The sequence below is a fragment of the Stenotrophomonas sp. CS3K5 genome, assembly GCF_059515225.1.
The window spans coordinates 231,543-247,767 of record NZ_JCAKRX010000003.1 but is presented as its reverse complement, the minus strand read 5'-3'; the positions used below and the strand labels follow the sequence as shown (position 1 = coordinate 247,767).

General features: G+C 66.4%; 17 protein-coding genes and 1 other RNA gene. 11 read left to right on the top strand and 7 right to left on the bottom strand.

Annotated features, from left to right (window positions below):
- Positions 1-46: 46 nt before the first annotated feature.
- Positions 47-919, bottom strand: a complete 873-nt coding sequence (gene hchA / locus AC5YGJ_RS06150; RefSeq protein ID WP_249844314.1) for a glyoxalase III HchA — start codon at positions 917-919, stop codon at positions 47-49.
- A gap of 384 nt (positions 920-1,303) precedes the next feature.
- Between hchA and AC5YGJ_RS06145 the strand changes: the two genes are divergently transcribed.
- On the top strand, positions 1,304-2,527 hold the full coding sequence (locus AC5YGJ_RS06145) for a cytochrome P450 (RefSeq protein ID WP_249844313.1): 1,224 nt from the start codon (positions 1,304-1,306) through the stop codon (positions 2,525-2,527).
- A 19-nt stretch (positions 2,528-2,546) separates the two neighbouring features.
- Here the strand turns inward: AC5YGJ_RS06145 and AC5YGJ_RS06140 are convergent, their stop codons facing one another.
- On the bottom strand, positions 2,547-4,553 hold the full coding sequence (locus AC5YGJ_RS06140) for an esterase/lipase family protein (RefSeq protein WP_496186072.1): 2,007 nt from the start codon (positions 4,551-4,553) through the stop codon (positions 2,547-2,549).
- Between the two features lie 152 nt (positions 4,554-4,705).
- Between AC5YGJ_RS06140 and AC5YGJ_RS06135 the strand changes: the two genes are divergently transcribed.
- The 4 genes from AC5YGJ_RS06135 to AC5YGJ_RS06120 all read left to right on the top strand — a co-directional run bounded on the left by AC5YGJ_RS06135 (position 4,706) and on the right by AC5YGJ_RS06120 (position 7,248).
- On the top strand, positions 4,706-5,167 hold the full coding sequence (locus AC5YGJ_RS06135) for a methyltransferase family protein (protein WP_496186071.1): 462 nt from the start codon (positions 4,706-4,708) through the stop codon (positions 5,165-5,167).
- A 212-nt stretch (positions 5,168-5,379) separates the two neighbouring features.
- Positions 5,380-6,291: a hypothetical protein gene (locus tag AC5YGJ_RS06130; protein ID WP_496186070.1), complete on the top strand. Its 912-nt coding sequence runs from the start codon at positions 5,380-5,382 to the stop codon at positions 6,289-6,291.
- Complete coding sequence (locus AC5YGJ_RS06125; protein WP_496186069.1) at positions 6,288-6,674, top strand: hypothetical protein; 387 nt, start codon at positions 6,288-6,290, stop codon at positions 6,672-6,674. Before AC5YGJ_RS06130 ends, AC5YGJ_RS06125 begins: the two co-directional genes overlap by 4 nt.
- Before the next feature lie 142 nt (positions 6,675-6,816).
- Positions 6,817-7,248 (top strand): hypothetical protein, encoded by a 432-nt coding sequence (locus AC5YGJ_RS06120; RefSeq protein ID WP_496186068.1) that lies wholly within the window; start codon positions 6,817-6,819, stop codon positions 7,246-7,248.
- A gap of 93 nt (positions 7,249-7,341) precedes the next feature.
- Here AC5YGJ_RS06120 and ssrA read toward each other — a convergent pair.
- Positions 7,342-7,695: a transfer-messenger RNA gene (ssrA, locus tag AC5YGJ_RS06115) on the bottom strand.
- Between the two features lie 248 nt (positions 7,696-7,943).
- Between ssrA and AC5YGJ_RS06110 the strand changes: the two genes are divergently transcribed.
- Both AC5YGJ_RS06110 and AC5YGJ_RS06105 read left to right on the top strand, forming a co-directional pair.
- A complete protein-coding gene (locus AC5YGJ_RS06110; RefSeq protein WP_496186067.1) occupies positions 7,944-9,032 on the top strand; it encodes a hypothetical protein in 1,089 nt (362 codons plus the stop codon).
- A gap of 158 nt (positions 9,033-9,190) precedes the next feature.
- Positions 9,191-9,763: a hypothetical protein gene (locus AC5YGJ_RS06105; RefSeq protein ID WP_249844308.1), complete on the top strand. Its 573-nt coding sequence runs from the start codon at positions 9,191-9,193 to the stop codon at positions 9,761-9,763.
- A gap of 155 nt (positions 9,764-9,918) precedes the next feature.
- Here the strand turns inward: AC5YGJ_RS06105 and smpB are convergent, their stop codons facing one another.
- Positions 9,919-10,422: an SsrA-binding protein SmpB gene (gene smpB / locus AC5YGJ_RS06100; protein WP_249844307.1), complete on the bottom strand. Its 504-nt coding sequence runs from the start codon at positions 10,420-10,422 to the stop codon at positions 9,919-9,921.
- Between the two features lie 57 nt (positions 10,423-10,479).
- Between smpB and AC5YGJ_RS06095 the strand changes: the two genes are divergently transcribed.
- Positions 10,480-10,905, top strand: coding sequence for a type II toxin-antitoxin system RatA family toxin (locus AC5YGJ_RS06095; RefSeq protein ID WP_107232724.1), 426 nt, complete (start codon positions 10,480-10,482; stop codon positions 10,903-10,905).
- Positions 10,906-10,908: 3 nt separating this feature from the next.
- On the top strand, positions 10,909-11,166 hold the full coding sequence (locus tag AC5YGJ_RS06090; protein ID WP_496186066.1) for an RnfH family protein: 258 nt from the start codon (positions 10,909-10,911) through the stop codon (positions 11,164-11,166).
- A 35-nt stretch (positions 11,167-11,201) separates the two neighbouring features.
- Here AC5YGJ_RS06090 and AC5YGJ_RS06085 read toward each other — a convergent pair whose 3' ends face one another.
- Positions 11,202-11,594, bottom strand: coding sequence for an outer membrane protein assembly factor BamE (locus AC5YGJ_RS06085; protein ID WP_249844305.1), 393 nt, complete (start codon positions 11,592-11,594; stop codon positions 11,202-11,204).
- Between the two features lie 103 nt (positions 11,595-11,697).
- On the opposite strand from AC5YGJ_RS06085, the gene fur reads away from it, so the two are divergent.
- Complete coding sequence (gene fur, locus AC5YGJ_RS06080; protein WP_005409235.1) at positions 11,698-12,105, top strand: ferric iron uptake transcriptional regulator; 408 nt, start codon at positions 11,698-11,700, stop codon at positions 12,103-12,105.
- 75 nt (positions 12,106-12,180) lie between these two features.
- Here fur and AC5YGJ_RS06075 read toward each other — a convergent pair whose 3' ends face one another.
- On the bottom strand, positions 12,181-13,434 hold the full coding sequence (locus tag AC5YGJ_RS06075) for an SGNH/GDSL hydrolase family protein (RefSeq protein ID WP_496186065.1): 1,254 nt from the start codon (positions 13,432-13,434) through the stop codon (positions 12,181-12,183).
- 96 nt (positions 13,435-13,530) lie between these two features.
- Between AC5YGJ_RS06075 and AC5YGJ_RS06070 the strand changes: the two genes are divergently transcribed.
- On the top strand, positions 13,531-14,448 hold the full coding sequence (locus AC5YGJ_RS06070) for a LysR family transcriptional regulator (protein WP_496186064.1): 918 nt from the start codon (positions 13,531-13,533) through the stop codon (positions 14,446-14,448).
- A gap of 106 nt (positions 14,449-14,554) precedes the next feature.
- Here the strand turns inward: AC5YGJ_RS06070 and recN are convergent, their stop codons facing one another.
- Complete coding sequence (recN, locus tag AC5YGJ_RS06065; RefSeq protein ID WP_409461246.1) at positions 14,555-16,216, bottom strand: DNA repair protein RecN; 1,662 nt, start codon at positions 16,214-16,216, stop codon at positions 14,555-14,557.
- Positions 16,217-16,225 lie beyond the last annotated feature (9 nt).

The window sequence follows — 16,225 nt, the reverse complement described above, 5'->3', positions numbered from 1 at the left end:
GCAGCACGTCGGTGGGCGCCGGCGTGCGCAGCGTGGGCGGCCGTGCTCAGCGTCCGGCCAATGTGTCCAGCAGCGTACGTGCGGCCAGTTTGCCCAGTGCATTGCCGGCCAGCGGGCTGTCGCCGGTCAGCAGCAGACGGTCCTGCAACACACTGCCATCGATGCCAGCGTTGACGATCTGCACCCCCTGCTGCGCCAGGCGCTCGCCGAAGAACCAGCGCAGCTGGCCCGGCATGTAGCCGATCTCCGGTGTCTGCCGGTCCATGGCGTCGGGGAAGGCACAGATGCGATAGCCACGGAACAGTGAACCGCCGTCGGCCTCGTCGACGCCTGCCGCCAGCAGCGCGGCGGGGCCATGACACAGCGTGATGATGTGCCGCTGCTGGGCCATCGCCCAGTGCAGGGTGGCTTTCACTGCGCGGCTGTCGGGCAGACCGAGCAGCGCGCCATGGCCGCCGGGAATGAACACCGCGGCATAGTCCGAGTCCGCGCCGAGGGCCGCCACCACGTCATCCAGGCGCAGCGGTTGGCGGAACCGTGTCTGGTAGCGTTCGTACAGCCCGCCGATCTCGCGGTCCTCGCGCGGAAACGCCCACCACTCGAACTTGACGGGGTTGCCGGACAGCGTCGCCACATCGATGTCCAGCCCGGCCTTGTCCAGGTGGTACATGGGCAGCAGGGTTTCCACCGGATGATTGCCGGTGGAGAACAGGTGACCATCGGCCGTGGGCAGGTAGCGCTCATCGGCGCCGATCATCAGCACTTTCCAGCGGCCATCGCGGCGCGCGTCGGGATAATCGGCGCCGGACAGATCGCTCAGTGCCGAGGTGAACTGCGACAGCGAATAGGGCGAGGGGAAAAAGGCATCGCGCTCGGCCGGATCGGGACGAGGCTGGCGGCTGGAATCGTGCGTATTCATGGCAATCTCCGTGGGGGAATGTGCGGCCAGCATAGAGGCGTGCCTGCGCACGCAGGATGAGGGTTTACCCGCGACATTCACGCCACGGCATGCTGCACTGCGCCACCCGCATGGATTGGACAGCGCGATTATGTCGTGTTATCTAACCGGGGCCGGATAATCCCGGCATAACCACACAGCAAGCACAATCAAAGGAGTGATCATGAAAAGATTCGCCCGAGCATTGCGCGTCAGCCTCAACATCCATCCGACCGAAAAGAGCAGTGTGTGGACGGTCTGGCAGATCTGGGTAGAGTTCTGATTCCCCGGGTTTCGGCCCGGATCTGATCTGCAGCAGGACGAAGGGACTCGTCTTCGAGTCCCTTCTTGCCGGAGGCGTACTTCATGCAAGGGACGTCGAACGAAGGCAGCACCGTCGCTGCCGAGCGCCTGGCCGCACGCGTGGAGCGCGAGGGACCGGTGCTGAAGCTGGACACGGGCGGGGTCGGGGTGTTCTGCCCGGAGTTGGCCGGAAAGATCGACAAGGAAAATTCCGAGCATCTGTTCGTGATCGAATCGCTGGCGGACCTGTTCCGGCGGCATGAGCGCGTGCGCTGGACCGAAGTGCGCAGCCTGATCGCCACGCGCAGTGCCGAACTCACCGGCGCGGAGACATTGAAGGTGCTGCAGTCGCGCATGCGGCGGGCGCTGGACGCGCTCTGTGATGTCGAACAGGACGCAACGCCGGCCATCTGGAAGGTGATGGCTCATCCGTTGATTCCACTGGTCATCGATGGATTGGACGCGCGGGGCGTGGCCGCCATCGAACGCGCGCTGCATCTTCGCTACAGCATCCAGGTTGAGCAGGTCATCCATCGTCGCGACCTGTTGCGCAATTTCCTCATCAACCGCGCCGAGTCGCGCGTGATCCACGCCGAACTGAAACGGCGCGTGCGTGCGGGTCATTCCCATCTGGATTACGCACAGTCGCTGCTGTCGCTGCACGAACGCATCGGCCTGGACAAGGTCACCTATCTGGTCACCGTGCAGCTGATCGCCATCTCCGGCGTGCCGGGCATGATGGCCGCCTGCCTGTTGCTGGCGTTGCAGATGCATCCGCAATGGCAGCAGCGCATCGAAGAGGAGTTCGCGGCGCTGTCCGATGCTGAGATCCACGCATTGCCGATGGGGCGCATTCCGGCCACCATGCGCTTCCTGAAAGAGGTGATGCGGCTGTACTCCACGCCATTCAACAACCGCCGGGTGGCCGCCTGTGATCTTGAAGTGGAAGGGCAGGCGATCGCCGAAGGCACCGTGTTCGAACTGAGCTCGTTCATCCAGCACCGTTCGGCCAAGTACTGGGATGATCCGCTACGGTTCGACCCGGACCGCTGGCTCCCCGAACGGCGCAAGCGCACCGCCGGCATCTACGTGCCCTACGGGTTTCCCACCCGTTCGTGTGTGGGTTCGGCGGTGGGCAATGCGCAGCTGGTGCTGCTGTGCGCGTTGTTGGCGCGCGAGTACCGCTTCACGCCAGGCAGTGGCTACCGGCCGGAGGTGCGCATGGAGGGCTTTGCGATTCCCGCTGCATTGCACGGCACGTTCTCGCGACGCGCACCGGCCGCCTGAGCGCAGGGGCAGGGGGCGGCTAGTTGCTGCCCCGCCCATGCGCCTGCATGTCCTCATGCAGGATGCGGCGCAGCTCGACGATGGCCGGCGTGGCTTCCTGCACGCTGTGGCCGGACACGATCACCTTTTCCGAATCCGCACGCGGCAGGTGCGAGCTCCAGTACGGCACCAGCCCATCATCGGTTTTCTCCAGCGGGCCCTCGGCCTTGGCGCGGGCGATGATGGAGTGGTAGCGCACCTTCGGTGACATCGGCAGATCGGCCACCGCGCGCACGAACGGGTCATCCTTGTCCAGGTTCTGGATGCTGTTCATCTGGTAGCCGTGCTTGCCATCGTTGCGATCGATCTGGCCATCGTTGGCCAGCGTGGTGACGTCCTCCAGCACGGTCAACGGCAGCCGGACCAGACGCCCGATCCAGCGCCCGAGGCGGGTGCCGGCCACGTCGGTGCCACGATGCGGAGTGGCGATGAACACCACCCGCGATACTTCCGGCTCCGGCACGAACGTCAGCACCGGAGCGCCCTTGGTGCGCAGCAGTTCGCGCTGGGCCGGCGTCATCTGTGCAGTGGCAAGCAGGGTATCGACCAGATGGTCGCCGGAGGAAGAGACCATCAGCCGCGCGATCACCCCGCCCATGCTGTGGCCGACCAGCACCATGTCGTGGGACGCCTGCGCCTTGGCACCCGGGTCGAAGTGCTGGAACACTTCGGCCAACGTGTGGCGCATCGCATCGTGGCTCATCGCGATGGGCATGTTGGTCGGGTAGTAGAACTGCCAGACCTGGAAGTCGCGGCGGATCTCATCATCGCGCATCAGTTCGTTGGCAACGTTCACCCAGGCTTCCGGGCTGCTGGCCAGGCCATGGATCATCAACAGCACGCGGCGGTTCGGGTCGTACGGCTGCATCATGTACAGATGCGGCGTGTCGATGCCGCCCTTGCCGCCGAACAGCGAGCGCAGCGACTGGTGGCTGAAGTTCGAGCGCGCCAGCCACAGTGCGTAGCCTGCGGTGAAGTTGGCTGCCAGCGGCACCTGCTGGCCGTGCAGGGTGACTTCGGAGACCTGGTAAGGATCGTGGATCTCCAGTTCCGGCGAATCATCATGCAGCACTTCCCAGAGATTCTTCCCCGAGAAGCGCAGCAGGACGCTCATCGATGGCGAGGGCATCTCGCTCCAGCTGCGCTGTGCCGGCGCCGTTGAAGCCCCGGCGGCGGCAGGCGCGATGCTGGCATCGGAATCGTCCATCACCGCCACCAGCTCGGCACCGAAGCCGTCGCGGCGGTGCACGCTGCGCAGGGTGCCGGTGAAAGACAGCGACGCGGCCGGTACCAGCTCGGTCGGGGTGCGGGTATCCAGCGGTGAGGCTTCATCGGCCGGCGCCAGTACGAAGGTCCAGCGGCCCAGCTGGAAATGGCTGGCATCGTTGCGCACGCGTCCGGTGGCGTAGGCGTTGTACAACTGCACCGAGGCTTCCTGCACGGCCAGATTGTAGTAGTCGCGTACCTGGGTCTGGCGGTCTTCGAAGCCGCGCTGGTTGGCGGTGCGCTCGGTGAAGAACAGGTACGCGTAGGCCTGCCGCGCAACCTGCATCCAGGCATCCAGGCGCGGCTGGAATTCAGCATCCAGTTCAGTGACGGCAGTCTTGGCGCGGCCTGAGGCCGAGTATTCGCGCTTCGGCGCCGGCAGGGTCATGGCGTACTGCAGCCACAGCTCGGCCAGGCTGGAGCGCTTGTCTTCCTCGCGCACCACGATGCTGCCTTCCATCGCCTCGATGCAGGGCAGGCCAGGCTTGGCACAGACACCTTCGTCGAGCCCGGCCACGCGCAGCGTTTCCATCGTTGCCGAGCTGAGCTTGCCGGTGGTGAGGATGTCGCCGCGCTTGAGCGCGATGTACTGGCCCGGCGTGACCGAGGCGACCTGCACCGATGGCCCGAACTGGCGCAGCGTCGCGCAGCCGCCCAGGCCGAGCAGCACGGTAATGATGAGGGTCGTGCGGCCGATGAAGCCCAAGCCCGTGGTAGCCATACGATCCTCCTGCGCGGTGGCGCCACTTTAGCGGCCGGCCTGTCAAAGCGGAATATCCGGGCGGACGCCTCGAACAACGGGGCAGTGGCTGCCGGGCGATTGGCGCACCGGTGTGTGACACTGAAGTGAATGGACGCCGACAGGCAATGCCGATGAGATGGCTGGAAACCCGGATTCCCCCACCGCTGGTGATGCTGGCATGCGCGATGGCAGGTCTTGCCGCCAGTAGATGGGGAAGCCCGTGGACCGGGTCCGCAGCGGGTCCGGCACTGGTTCCGCCGGCAGTGATGGCTACCGGCGTGGCGTTGAATCTGCTGCCGAAGCTGGCGTTCCGGCGCGCCGGTACCACGGTCAATCCTCTGCGGCCGCAGGCGGCCAGCGCGCTGGTCACGCACGGCGTGTACCGGCATACGCGCAATCCCATGTACCTGGGGCAGGCGCTGGTCCTGATCGGCGCCATGCTTTACCTGCAGGATCCGCGCGCGCTGTTGGCGCTACCCCTGTTTGTCGTGTACATCACGCGCTTTCAGATCCTGCCCGAGGAACGCGTGTTGTCGGCGCGCTTCCCCGGTGCCTATGCAGCCTTCTGCAGGCGCGTACCGCGCTGGCTCTAGGTCAGGTCAGACGGTGCATCCGCTCGGGTGCGGTGTTGCCCCTGGGATTGAGTGCGTTGCATCGCAGCGCCACATGCTCACGCGACACCGGTCGATGAAGCCTGTGCGCGTTCGCATGCGGAAACTACGGCGCACGGTCTGCCGTGCATGCGCTTGTGCGCGTGGTGCAGCCTCTCTAGAGTGCGTCGTTCCTTCACATCAGGATGATGATCTTGCGACGACTACGTGGGAAGCGGGCACGGGTTCGCTGCAGCAGGACGCTGCTGGCACTGACGCTGGGATTGGCGGCGTCGGCATGCACGAACGACAAGCGCCCCTCTGAAGCCACGGATGCAGCCGCTGCCCCCCAGGCAACGGCCATCTCAGCCACACAAATCGCAGGCACCAACACCGAGGGCGGGCGCTCTGTCCCCACCAGTTATGCAAAGTACTACAGCGCACCACAGGTTCAGCCGCTGATAGCCGACCTTGAGTTCCTGTCCAAGGGCGGCGATGCGGATGCCAGCTTCATGCTGAGCCGGATCTACGATGACTGTGCAGTGATTCCTGATGCCGGATCGCTGGCGCAGCTCGATATCCCGCAGGCCAGGAAGCGTGCCATCGAGCGTAGCGGTGCGTGGTTCAAGCGCCGTTGCGAGGGCATGTCCACCGACGTGGTGGCCGCCATCCGCAACGTCAAGCACTACCAGGCGCTGGCGGTGAAGCAGGGCAATCTTGCTGCGCAGATCGAAGCGGCCGCGCCCGGCCTTCATCGTGCCGACCAGAATCTTTCAATCGACGATCACAAGACGTTCGTCGAAGCGGTGCTGACCCAGGAGGACGGCGAGGCCTACATGGCGCTGGCGGCGATGATGGGAGAAGGCGCCTCCCTGCGCATCGAGCAGATGAAGCCGTACAAGGTGGGAACGGCTGTAGAAGAAGCCGCATGGATGCTGGCAGGTTGCCGCAAGGGCGTGCCCTGTGATGCGCAGTCGCCGATGTTGAATCGCCTGTGCCGTTCGGGCATGTGCGGTTACGACTCGGTCGAGGCGCTGTACAGCAACGAAGTGCTGGCGCCGGAGCAGATGCAGCGGGCCCGCGAGCGGGCCGACGAGATCATTGCGCAATCAAGAACGATGAAATGAAGGGAAGGACCCTGCGGAAGGTGTTGCTGGTGGAGGTACTGGTTCCAGGCGTCGCCCTGGCATTGAAGGGCACCAAGATCATCAACGGCGGTGATGCGCTTTACCGCAATCTCAACAACGTCAAGAACGTCAATGTGTCGGAGATGGTCGAGATCCGGCAGGCGGGCATGTTCGAGATGATCGGCCAGCACCGTCTCGCGCACGGCCTGGGCTCGATCAAGGCCGGCGATACCGTCACCTTCATGTGGCCCGATGGGTCCATTGAAAAGGCGGTCATCAATGATCCGCGCTCAACCGTGGGTGCGGTCATCATTGCCGGCAGCCAGATGACCAAGAAGCAGGTCACGCTGCGCTGCGGTTCGTGCCATACGCAGTACCGGTAGGCCGTTCAAGCGGGCAAGAGAAAAGCCCGGAAACCCATGCTGCGCGTGGGTTTCTGGATGTCCGCACGGCAGGTTGCATTTTCACGGGTACGTTCAGAAGGCCGTCACGCTAGAATCTCCGCACCACAAGGGGAGGTAGAGAATGCGTAACCCAATGCTGGCGCTCTGCGCGGTAGTTCTCGTCGCTGCAACCGTTTCAGCCTGCTCAACCGTTCCGGTCACCGATACCACGGCGAAGGCGGTCCCCGCCGACCGGATCTATGACAATGCCTATCTGTCGCCCTCACCGGAGCGCACGGCGACCATCTACGTGGCCCGCGACAAGGGATTTCTGGGATCAGGCTGCACCCACGACATCTCGCTGAACAACGTGAAGATCATCGCCCTGCGGCAGTCCGAAGCTGCGACCCTTTACGTTGCTCCAGGCTCGTACTTCCTGAAGCTGTCGACCGGTGGTGGGCTCTGCGCGAACATTTCCACTTCGCAGAACCTTACGCTTGCTGCCGGTGATCGACAGTCCTACCGTTCGACGACCCCGTCAGACGGGAACCTCCGGCTCACGCGGGAGCAATAAGTGGGCAGGCGGAGCGCTGTAAAGTAAAAAAGCCCGGAAACCCAAACTGCAAATGGGTTTCCGGGCTTCTCCGGTCCTTGTCGGACCGTTCGTTGGTGGAGGTGGGCGGAATTGAACCGCCGTCCGAAGGCACTCCATCCCCAGCACTACATGCTTAGCTCGCCGTTGGATCTCGTCCCCGAACAGCACGGCGCGCAAAGCGCATCCGGGAACCAGCCTGTTGTGTTCTAGTGCCGGACTGACAGGCAGCCGTCCAGCGCGATTCCATGATAGTGACTCTACACCGCGAGCATGGACACAAGCGGTTTCGAGGCTTAGGCCTTAAGCGGCCAGAGCGTAGTTGTCGTCGTTGGCAACTAGAGTTTTGCAGCTGGATTTACGAGGAAAGCTACCCCCTCGGCATGCGCCAGGCGACTTCACAACCCCCGTCGAAACCAATGCACCCCCGGTTTCTACAGTGCTGCAAGGTACAGGGCCGATTCCGTGTCGCCACGGGCAGGGCCTGCCCAACGCTGCGAATGTTACGGCAATCCTGCTGAACAGTCACGTGCGGGCGTCGGGCCTGGGCCTGGCAGGGCCGGCTTGCGGAAATGGGGGCCAGCGCCTCGCGCCTCCGCCCCTGCCGCTTGGCACGTTGTGGAAGCACCGGTGGCGTGATCGAATCGGCCAACGCCCTTTGCCGCTGAACCCTTCCCGTGCGCTTCAGCTTCCGCACTCTGCGATTCCGTGGCGCGCTCACCGTGCTCGCCTGCCTGCTGGCGATGCCGTGGTGCGCGCTCCAGGCTGCCGAACGCCCTTACTCGGTGGAGGTCGGTTACAGCCCGGCGCTGGATCTGTTCAATCTGCTGGACAACCTGCCGGACTGGCTGCCCGGATACACCTCGTCGGTGTACCAGAAGGAGTGGCAGCGCCGCTTCGGGCTGGATGATCAGGATCGGGCGCTGCTGGCCGGCTATGCAGCCTTCCGGCAGCGTACGTCGCCGCTCGCGCGCGATGAGGTGGAGTCGGCTGCACCTGCTGACCGCCTGTTCGCGGGGGCCGACACCCGCACCGGCGATCCCTATTCGCGCCATTTCCTTGCCGCTCGGACCTTCGATGCAGGCGTAGTCGCGGCCCTTGCCGGGCTGGACGGGAAAGATCAGCGGCTGCTGCGGCAGTACTACGCGCACTTCGCACCGCGTGCGGCACAGCTGCTGGCGGCGCAGGCACCCTTCGCGGCGCAGCAGGCCGCGCTGGTCCGGCAACTGGCCGCGCCTGCGGTGGTGGACCTGGCCGAACAGATGAAGGCGTTCTTCCACGTGGATGACTCGCCTGCCTTCCAGGTCCGCTTCGTCTGGTGGCCGGAGGCGGGGCGGACCCAGGCCAAGCTGCGCGGCGGCTACATCCTGCTGTTTTCGACCTTCGAGACCGAAGACGACTGGGCACCCATCGTGATGCACGAGTACAGCCACTACCTTTCGGCGGGACAGCCGCTGACGCAGCGGCGGGCGCTGGCCGACGCATTCGTTGGGGCATGTCCGGCTGCGCTGGCGTTGCCCAATCCGCTCAATGCACTGGAGGAGCCGTTGGCCATCTACTGGGGCCAGTACCGGTTCGAGCAGCGGGTGCGGGGACAGGCGCTGCCAGTGGCGTCGGCCTGGTACGTGCAGCCGCACGCCGATCGCGCAGCCAAGGCGCTGGCTGCCGCCTTTCCTGCCACCGAATCGGCGCCGCCGCTGCAGGCCGGGCGCCTGTTGCAGGCGGCGGCGTCTGCCTGCAGCGCCAGCAAGGACGGGGCGCCTTGAGTGTCAGCTCTGGCATGGGTATCCGCAGGCCGGGTGGCTTCTGGCAATCCGCAACTCGTTGTAGAGCCACGGTCATAGCGGATTGCTAACCTCCCTGGCACGAATTTGCGACACACTGGCCATCACGATTCAGGCCAGGACGGACACGGAGAGTGTGGGTGATCGAGGCAAGCCAACAACGCAGCCTGCGACAGCTGGTCGGCCCGGTCGGCGCTGACTACCAGCGGCGGGCGCTGCCCCCCGGCTGGGTGTGGGCCGTGCTGGGCGTGCTGCTGGCGGCCACCGCGTTGACCGAATTGCCGGCAACGGCAGCGGCAGCCCTGGTGGCCAGCGCGGTGGTGGTGCATTGGCCGCAGCGCGGCCGCACGCACTGGCTGGGCTGGCGTCTGCCGGCACTGGCGGTGATGGCCGCACTGTTGTGGGGGCCGGAGGTGCTGGCGCAGTGGTTCGAACACGGGCTGGCCGTGGTCCTGATGTCGTTGGCCAGCCTCAGCATCGGCGTGCACGTGCTGCAATCGCGCCAGTTGGCGCGACAGCTGCAGGGCGCTGCCGATGCGCTGGATGACGCCCAGTTGCTGGCGCTGTTGCCGGCCGACGCAGCGCACCTGGCACAGCAGTGGCGGTCCGGCGATGACCGCCATGCGCCGGAGCTGGCGGTGGTCATGCACCTGGCGGTGATGCACGCCGCGCTGGCGCCGCGCCTGCGCGGGCAGGGCATGCTGGCGGGATGACCGGCCCGTAAAGTCGAGCTTGCTCGACTGCTACTTCGCCGAAGCCGAGCATGGCTCGGCTCCATAGAAAGCCAGGGCAGCCGAGCATGGCTCGGCTCTTCAGAAGGCCAGGGCAGTCGAGCGAGCTCGACTCTACCGGGGTGATGCGAAGCTGCTTACGCGTCGCGGTTGCCGCGACGCATCACGCGCTGCTTCTCGATCGCCCAGTCGCGGTCCTTGGCGGCATCGCGCTTGTCGTGGTTCTGCTTGCCCTTGGCCAGCGCGATCTCGAGCTTGATCTTGTTCTTGCTCCAGTACATCGCGGTGGGCACGATCGTGTAGCCATCGCGCTCGACCTTGCCGATCAGCTTGTCGATCTCGTTCCGGTGCAGCAGCAGCTTGCGCTCGCGGCGGTCTTCGGCCACCACGTGGGTGGAGGCCTGGATCAACGGGGTGATCTGGGCGCCGATCAGGTAGATCTCGCCGCGCTTCACGTAGGCGTAGGCGTCGATGATGTTGCCGCGGCCGGCACGGATCGATTTCACCTCCCAGCCCTGCAGGGCCAGGCCGGCCTCGAAGCGCTCTTCGATGTGGTACTCGTGGCGGGCACGCTTGTTCAACGCGATGGTCTTGGTGGCCGTCGCGCTCTTTGCTTTATCCTTGCCGCTGTTCTTGCTCATTTCCGTATTGTCTCCGATTCGGGCCCGCCCAGTCGATTGCCGAAACGTCCTGTATTCATGCCTACTATCCGCCGCAGCGCCCTGGTCGAACATTCGGCCGCGCGCATGTTCGACCTGGTCAACGACGTCCAGGCCTATCCGCACCGCTTCCGCTGGTGCTCGGCTGCCCAGATCCTGGAGCAGGGCGAGGACCGGCTGGTGGCGCGCCTGGACCTGGGCCTGGGCTCGTTCAGTACCTGGTTCCAGACCGAAAACACCCTGCAGCGCCCGCACAGCATCGATATGCAGCTGCGCGATGGCCCGTTCAAGCAGCTGCACGGCCGCTGGGAATTCCACGCTCTGGCCGAAGATGCCTGCAAGGTCACCCTGACTCTGGAGTTCGAACCCAGCTCACGACTGCTGGGGCCGGCACTGGCGATCGGTTTCCAGGGGCTGGCCGATCGCATGGTCAACGATTTCGTCCGCGTGGCCGACGAAGGCTGAGCGATGATCGAGGTCGAGGTGGTGCTGGCGTGGCCAACCCGGGTGCTGTCGCGCCGTCTGCAGCTGGGTGAGGGCGCGACCGTGGCCGATGCCGTTGCGGCGGCTGGGCTGGAAGGCAGTGCCGATTGCCCGGCGGTGGCTGTACATGGCGTGCTGGCACGTCCGCAGCAGCCGCTGCTGGATGGCGATCGCATCGAGCTGCTGCGCCCGTTGCTGGCCGATCCCAAGGACAACCGCCGGCGTCGCGCGCTCGGCGGTTGATTGGCGCACCCCGTCCTTGCCGACGGACAGGGGCCTCAGCGGCCCTTCTTCTTCTTGTCTTTCGGCAGGTTGCGGCCGAACTGGCGCACGGTCTGCCCGGCCAGGGCCTTGTCGTTGCCCGGGAAGTAGTCGCCTTCCCAGCGGGTGACGCTGTCGTTCTCGAAGAACACCACGAAGTTCTTCACTTCGGTACGGCCCAGACGGTTCACGCGCTGGCTGGCGGTGTAGTCCCAGCGCTGGGCGTGGAACGGATCGGGAATGGACGGGGTACCCAGCAGCGCGGTGACCTGCTGCTTGCTCTGCCCGACCTGCAGCTTGGCCACGGCATCTTCCCGGATCAGGTTGCCCTGATAGATGGGTTGCTTGTAGATGATGCCGCACCCGGTGGTGGACAGGGCGACGGCGGCGACCAGCAGAAGATTGCGCATCGGGAATGGCGGTTGGGGAAATCGAACCGATGATACACTCCCGGCGTGCCACCGCGACCCAATCCGAGGCAGCTGGCGCTAAATCGCCAATGAACGGAGACCTATGGAAACCCACGACCTGCGCAAAGTCGGCCTGAAGGTGACCCATCCGCGGATGCGGATCCTGGCGCTGCTCGAGCAGCGCAATGCCCAGCACCACATGACCGCCGAAGACATCTACCGCCAGCTGCTGGAGCACGGCGACGAGATCGGGCTGGCGACGGTCTACCGCGTGCTGACCCAGTTCGAGGCCGCCGGCCTCGTGCTCAAGCACAACTTCGAAGGCGGTCAGGCCGTCTACGAGCTGGACCGCGGCGGCCACCACGACCACATGGTCGACGTCGACAGCGGCAAGATCATCGAGTTCGAAAGCCACGAGATCGAGGAGCTGCAGCGCAAGATCGCCGCAGATCACGGCTACGAGCTGGAAGAACACTCGCTGGTGCTGTACGTGCGCAAGAAGCGCAAGTAGGCCGTTCCGGCCAGCCAGATGCGACGAAACCCCGGGCTTGCCCGGGGTTTTTGTTGGTGGGGTCAGAGCTCTTTGCTAGGCGCAAAGGGATCTGACCCCGGCCGACCCCTGACTTCCAAGCAGGGCGTCCAGATCCACCGCCTCGGCCATCGCCCGGTTGCCGGCGTCGCCTGGGTGCAGGTGGTCGCCGGCGTCATGGGCGGCGGCCATCCGCGACGGATCGGCCGGGTCGTGCAGGGCAGCGTCGAGGTCGATCACCGCATCGAACGGGCTGCTCGCGCGCAGCCAGGCATTGAGCTGCCGGCGCAGCGCGTCCTTGTCCGGGTGGTAGTAGTCGTCCAGCGGCGTGCCGGGCAGGGCGCCGGCGAACGGTGGCAGGGTCGCCCCCAGAATGCGCAGGCCCCGTCGATGTGCCCGCGCGGCCAGGTCACGGTAGCCGGCCTGCAGCTGCGCCAGCGTGGGCCGGGCCTGCCGCCGGGCGAAGGCCGTGCCGGGCCAGCTGATGTCGTTGATGCCGATCAGCACGATCACGCTGGCCACCCCGGGCTGATCCAGCACATCGCGCTGGAAGCGGGCCCGTGCGGATTCCCCCATGCCGTCGCTCAGCAGGCGGCCGCCGGAGATTCCGGCATTGATCACCGCCACGCCACGCGGCGCCAGCCGTACGGCCAGGTGGTCGGTCCAGCGCTGGTCCTGGTCCAGGCTGGCGGTCGCGCCGTCGGTGATCGAATCGCCGATGATCACGACGCTGCGTGCGCTGGCCGGCGCTTCGACATCGATGCCGGTCAGGAACAGCCGGGCTGTGGTGGCGGTGGCATCGCTGAGGTCGCGTGCCCGGCTCTGGTCGCCGGGGGCGATCCAGCTGGTCTGGCGGCCGTCCCAGTGGAAGGTGCGAACCGCTGTCGGCCCAGGCACAAAGACGCTCACCTGCAATGCCTGGCGGTTGTCCGTGACCAGTGCCAGCGGGTCGCTCAACCGTTCCTGGCCGGGGCCGATCAACGCGCCGGGCTGGCCGTCGAAACTGAGCGGCTGCGGTGTTGCACCTGGCTGCGACGCCACGCTGGCGCCACCGATTCGCAGCGGCTGCGTGCCATAGGCATTGCTCAGCCGGATGCGTAGGCGCGTGCCGCCCAGGCTGATGCGCGCGGTCTGGCGGAAGGTCTGGTCCTGCAGTGTCTCCGGCACCAGGGTCGGGAACAGGAAATCGGCGTCCCACACCGGTTGCGGGCTGGCCTGCCAGCTGGCGACCCAGTGTGGGGCGGGGGCGGCGCTGGTGGCGCCGGACAGCGCGAGCAGGGTGGTGGCAGTGAACTGGGGGAGGCGGTTCATCGGGCGATCCCGTGTGGAATGGCGGCATGGTGATTCCAGACTCATCTGTGAACTAGACTGCGTAGGGATAATCATCTGTGAATTGATTTCATCGCCATGGCACGCTCCGACATCAACCGATCCGGCGAACTGGAAGTGTTCGTGCGGGTGATCGAGACCGGTGGCTTCTCCGCCGCCGCCCGAACGCTGGACATGACACCGTCGGCGGTCAGCAAGCTGGTGGCGCGGCTGGAGCAGCGGCTGGGTACGCGCCTGCTGCAGCGGTCCACCCGGCAACTGCAGCTGACCCCGGAAGGCTGCGCGTTCTACGAGCGCGGCCTGCGCGTGCTGGCCGACCTGGACGAGGCCGAGCGCTGCGCCAGCGCCCATGCCGAGCCGCGTGGGCGGCTGCGGGTCAATTCCAACGTGCCGTTTGGCCAGCATTTTCTGCTGCCGCTGCTACCGCGCTTCCTTGACGGCAACCCGCGGGTGGGCGTGGACCTGACCCTCAATGACGAGGTGATCGATCTGCTGGAGCAGCGTACCGACGTGGCGGTGCGGGCCGGGCCGCTGAAGAGCTCCAGCCTGGTGGCGCGGCGGCTTGGGGCGACGCGGATGATGATTGTGGCCGCACCGGCCTATGCGCAGCGCCACGGCCTGCCGGCCGACGTCGAGGCGCTGCAGTCGCACAACCGGCTGGATATCGGCCATGCGCGCGCGATGCAGGGCTGGCCGCTGCTGCAGGACGGTCGCGAGAGGATGCTGCTGCCCAGTGGCAACGCCCGCGCCAGCAATGGCGATGCGCTGCGCCAGCTGGTGCTGGGCGGTCTGGGGCTGGCACGGCTGGCAGCGTTCCAGGTGCAGGCCGACATCGCTGCCGGGCGCCTGCTGCCGGTGTTGGAAGCGGCCAACCCCGGCGACCTGGAAGAGGTGCACGCGGTGTTCCTGGGGCAGGGCGGCTATCTGCCGCTGCGGGTGCGCGCGTTCCTGGATTTCCTGGTGGAGCACGTCGACCTGGCGCGGCCGTTGGGGTGATATGCGCCGCGCCGGTGCGCGTAGCCGAGCGTGGGCTCGGCTCTACATGTCGGTTTCGTTTGGGGGGGCGGTTGTAGAGCCGAGCCTATGCTCGGCTCGGCCGGCGTTACACCTGCAGCAGCTTGCGGGCGGCGGCGCGTGCTTCCTTGCTCACTTCCACCCCACCGAGCATGCGCGCCAGTTCTTCCTCGCGGGCCTTGTTGTCCAGCTTCTCCACCGCGCTCTGGGTCATGCCTTCCACCGGCGCCTTGCTGACCCGGTAATGTGCATGGCCCTTGGAGGCGACCTGCGGCAGGTGGGTCACGCACAGTACCTGGCGCTTCTCGCCCAGTGCGCGCAGCTTCTGGCCGACGATGTCGGCCACCGCGCCACCGATGCCCGAATCCACTTCGTCAAACACCATGGTCGGTACCGCATCCAGATCCAGCGCGGCCACTTCGATGGCCAGCGAAATGCGTGACAGCTCACCGCCCGAGGCCACCTTGCGCAGGGCGCGCGGCGGCTGGCCGGCGTTGGCAGCGACCAGAAACTCCACGCGCTCCGCACCCTGTGGATCGGGCTTGCCAGAATCCTGCGGCTCCAGTTCGATCAGGAACTGGCCGCCGCCCATGCCCAGCTCGGCAATGATGCCAGTGGTGGTGGCAGACAGCTCGGCGGCGGCCTTGCGCCGGCTGGTGGTCAGCAGCTCGGCCTGCACCCGCCAGGCCGCCACGGCCTTGTCGATCTCGCCGGCCAGCCGCTGCAGGCGCTCATCGGCGCCGCGCAGCTGTTCCACTTCGGCGTGCATGCGTTCGCGCTGCGCGCCCAGCTCGTCCATCGGCACGCGGTGCTTGCGCGCCAGGTCGTGCAGGCGGCCGAGGCGGCGCTCGTTCTCCTCGAACTGCTCGGGGTCGGCGTCGAGGTCATCGTGCACCCGGTCCAGCAGCGACAGGGCTTCGTGCAGCTGGATCGAGGCGTTGTCGATCAGGCCGTCCACCTCGCCCAGGCGTGGGTCGTGTTCGATCAGCCGCGACAGTTCGTGGCGCACCTGCTGCAGCAGGTCCAGCGCGGAGTTGCCGTCGTCGCCGTTGAGCTGGTTGCTGGCCGCCTGGCAGGCGCTCAGCAGCGCGCTGGCATGCGCCTGGCGGCGATGGCTGGCGCCCAGCGCGGCAATCGACTCCGGTTCCAGGTCCTCGCGGTCCAGCTCGCGCAGCTGGTGCTCCAGGAAGCCGATCCGGTCACTGACGTCGCCCTGTTGCGACAGCGCCAGCGATTCGTCGACCAGCGCCTGCCAGGCCGCGGCGGCACGGCGCACCTGGCGGCGCTCGGCCTCGTTGCCGGCATAGGCGTCGAGCAGGGCCAGCTGCGACGGTCGAGTCAGCAGCGCCTGCTGCTCATGCTGGCCGTGGATTTCGACCAGCAACCCGGCCAGGTCGGCCAGCTGTGCGAGGGTGACCGGACGGCCGTTGATCCAGGACCGCGAGCCGCCGTCGGCGCGGATCACCCGGCGCAGCTGGCATTGCTCCTCATCGTCCAGCTCGTTGTCGGCCAACCACTGGCGCGCGGCCTGCAGCTGATCCAGCGCGAACTCGGCCGAGAGCTCGGCACGGGCCGCGCCGTGGCGGACCACGCCGCTGTCGGCGCGCAGCCCGGACAGGAAGCCCAGTGCGTCGACCATCAGCGACTTGCCGGCGCCGGTCTCGCCTGAAACGACGGTCATGCCGGGCCCGAACTCCAGTTCGGTGGCGCGGACGACGGCGAAATCCTTGATCGAAAGATGTCTGAGCATGGGTAAGGG

What these genes read in the sequence shown, in the direction of transcription:
- hchA (WP_249844314.1), bottom strand. Translation starts at nt 919, where the DNA reads ATGAATACGCACGATTCCAGCCGCCAGCCTCGTCCCGATCCGGCCGAG.
- AC5YGJ_RS06145 (WP_249844313.1), top strand. Translation starts at nt 1,304, where the DNA reads ATGCAAGGGACGTCGAACGAAGGCAGCACCGTCGCTGCCGAGCGCCTG.
- AC5YGJ_RS06140 (WP_496186072.1), bottom strand. Translation starts at nt 4,553, where the DNA reads ATGGCTACCACGGGCTTGGGCTTCATCGGCCGCACGACCCTCATCATT.
- AC5YGJ_RS06135 (WP_496186071.1), top strand. Translation starts at nt 4,706, where the DNA reads ATGAGATGGCTGGAAACCCGGATTCCCCCACCGCTGGTGATGCTGGCA.
- AC5YGJ_RS06125 (WP_496186069.1), top strand. Translation starts at nt 6,288, where the DNA reads ATGAAGGGAAGGACCCTGCGGAAGGTGTTGCTGGTGGAGGTACTGGTT.
- AC5YGJ_RS06120 (WP_496186068.1), top strand. Translation starts at nt 6,817, where the DNA reads ATGCGTAACCCAATGCTGGCGCTCTGCGCGGTAGTTCTCGTCGCTGCA.
- smpB (WP_249844307.1), bottom strand. Translation starts at nt 10,422, where the DNA reads ATGAGCAAGAACAGCGGCAAGGATAAAGCAAAGAGCGCGACGGCCACC.
- AC5YGJ_RS06095 (WP_107232724.1), top strand. Translation starts at nt 10,480, where the DNA reads ATGCCTACTATCCGCCGCAGCGCCCTGGTCGAACATTCGGCCGCGCGC.
- AC5YGJ_RS06090 (WP_496186066.1), top strand. Translation starts at nt 10,909, where the DNA reads ATGATCGAGGTCGAGGTGGTGCTGGCGTGGCCAACCCGGGTGCTGTCG.
- AC5YGJ_RS06085 (WP_249844305.1), bottom strand. Translation starts at nt 11,594, where the DNA reads ATGCGCAATCTTCTGCTGGTCGCCGCCGTCGCCCTGTCCACCACCGGG.
- fur (WP_005409235.1), top strand. Translation starts at nt 11,698, where the DNA reads ATGGAAACCCACGACCTGCGCAAAGTCGGCCTGAAGGTGACCCATCCG.
- AC5YGJ_RS06075 (WP_496186065.1), bottom strand. Translation starts at nt 13,434, where the DNA reads ATGAACCGCCTCCCCCAGTTCACTGCCACCACCCTGCTCGCGCTGTCC.
- AC5YGJ_RS06070 (WP_496186064.1), top strand. Translation starts at nt 13,531, where the DNA reads ATGGCACGCTCCGACATCAACCGATCCGGCGAACTGGAAGTGTTCGTG.
- recN (WP_409461246.1), bottom strand. Translation starts at nt 16,216, where the DNA reads ATGCTCAGACATCTTTCGATCAAGGATTTCGCCGTCGTCCGCGCCACC.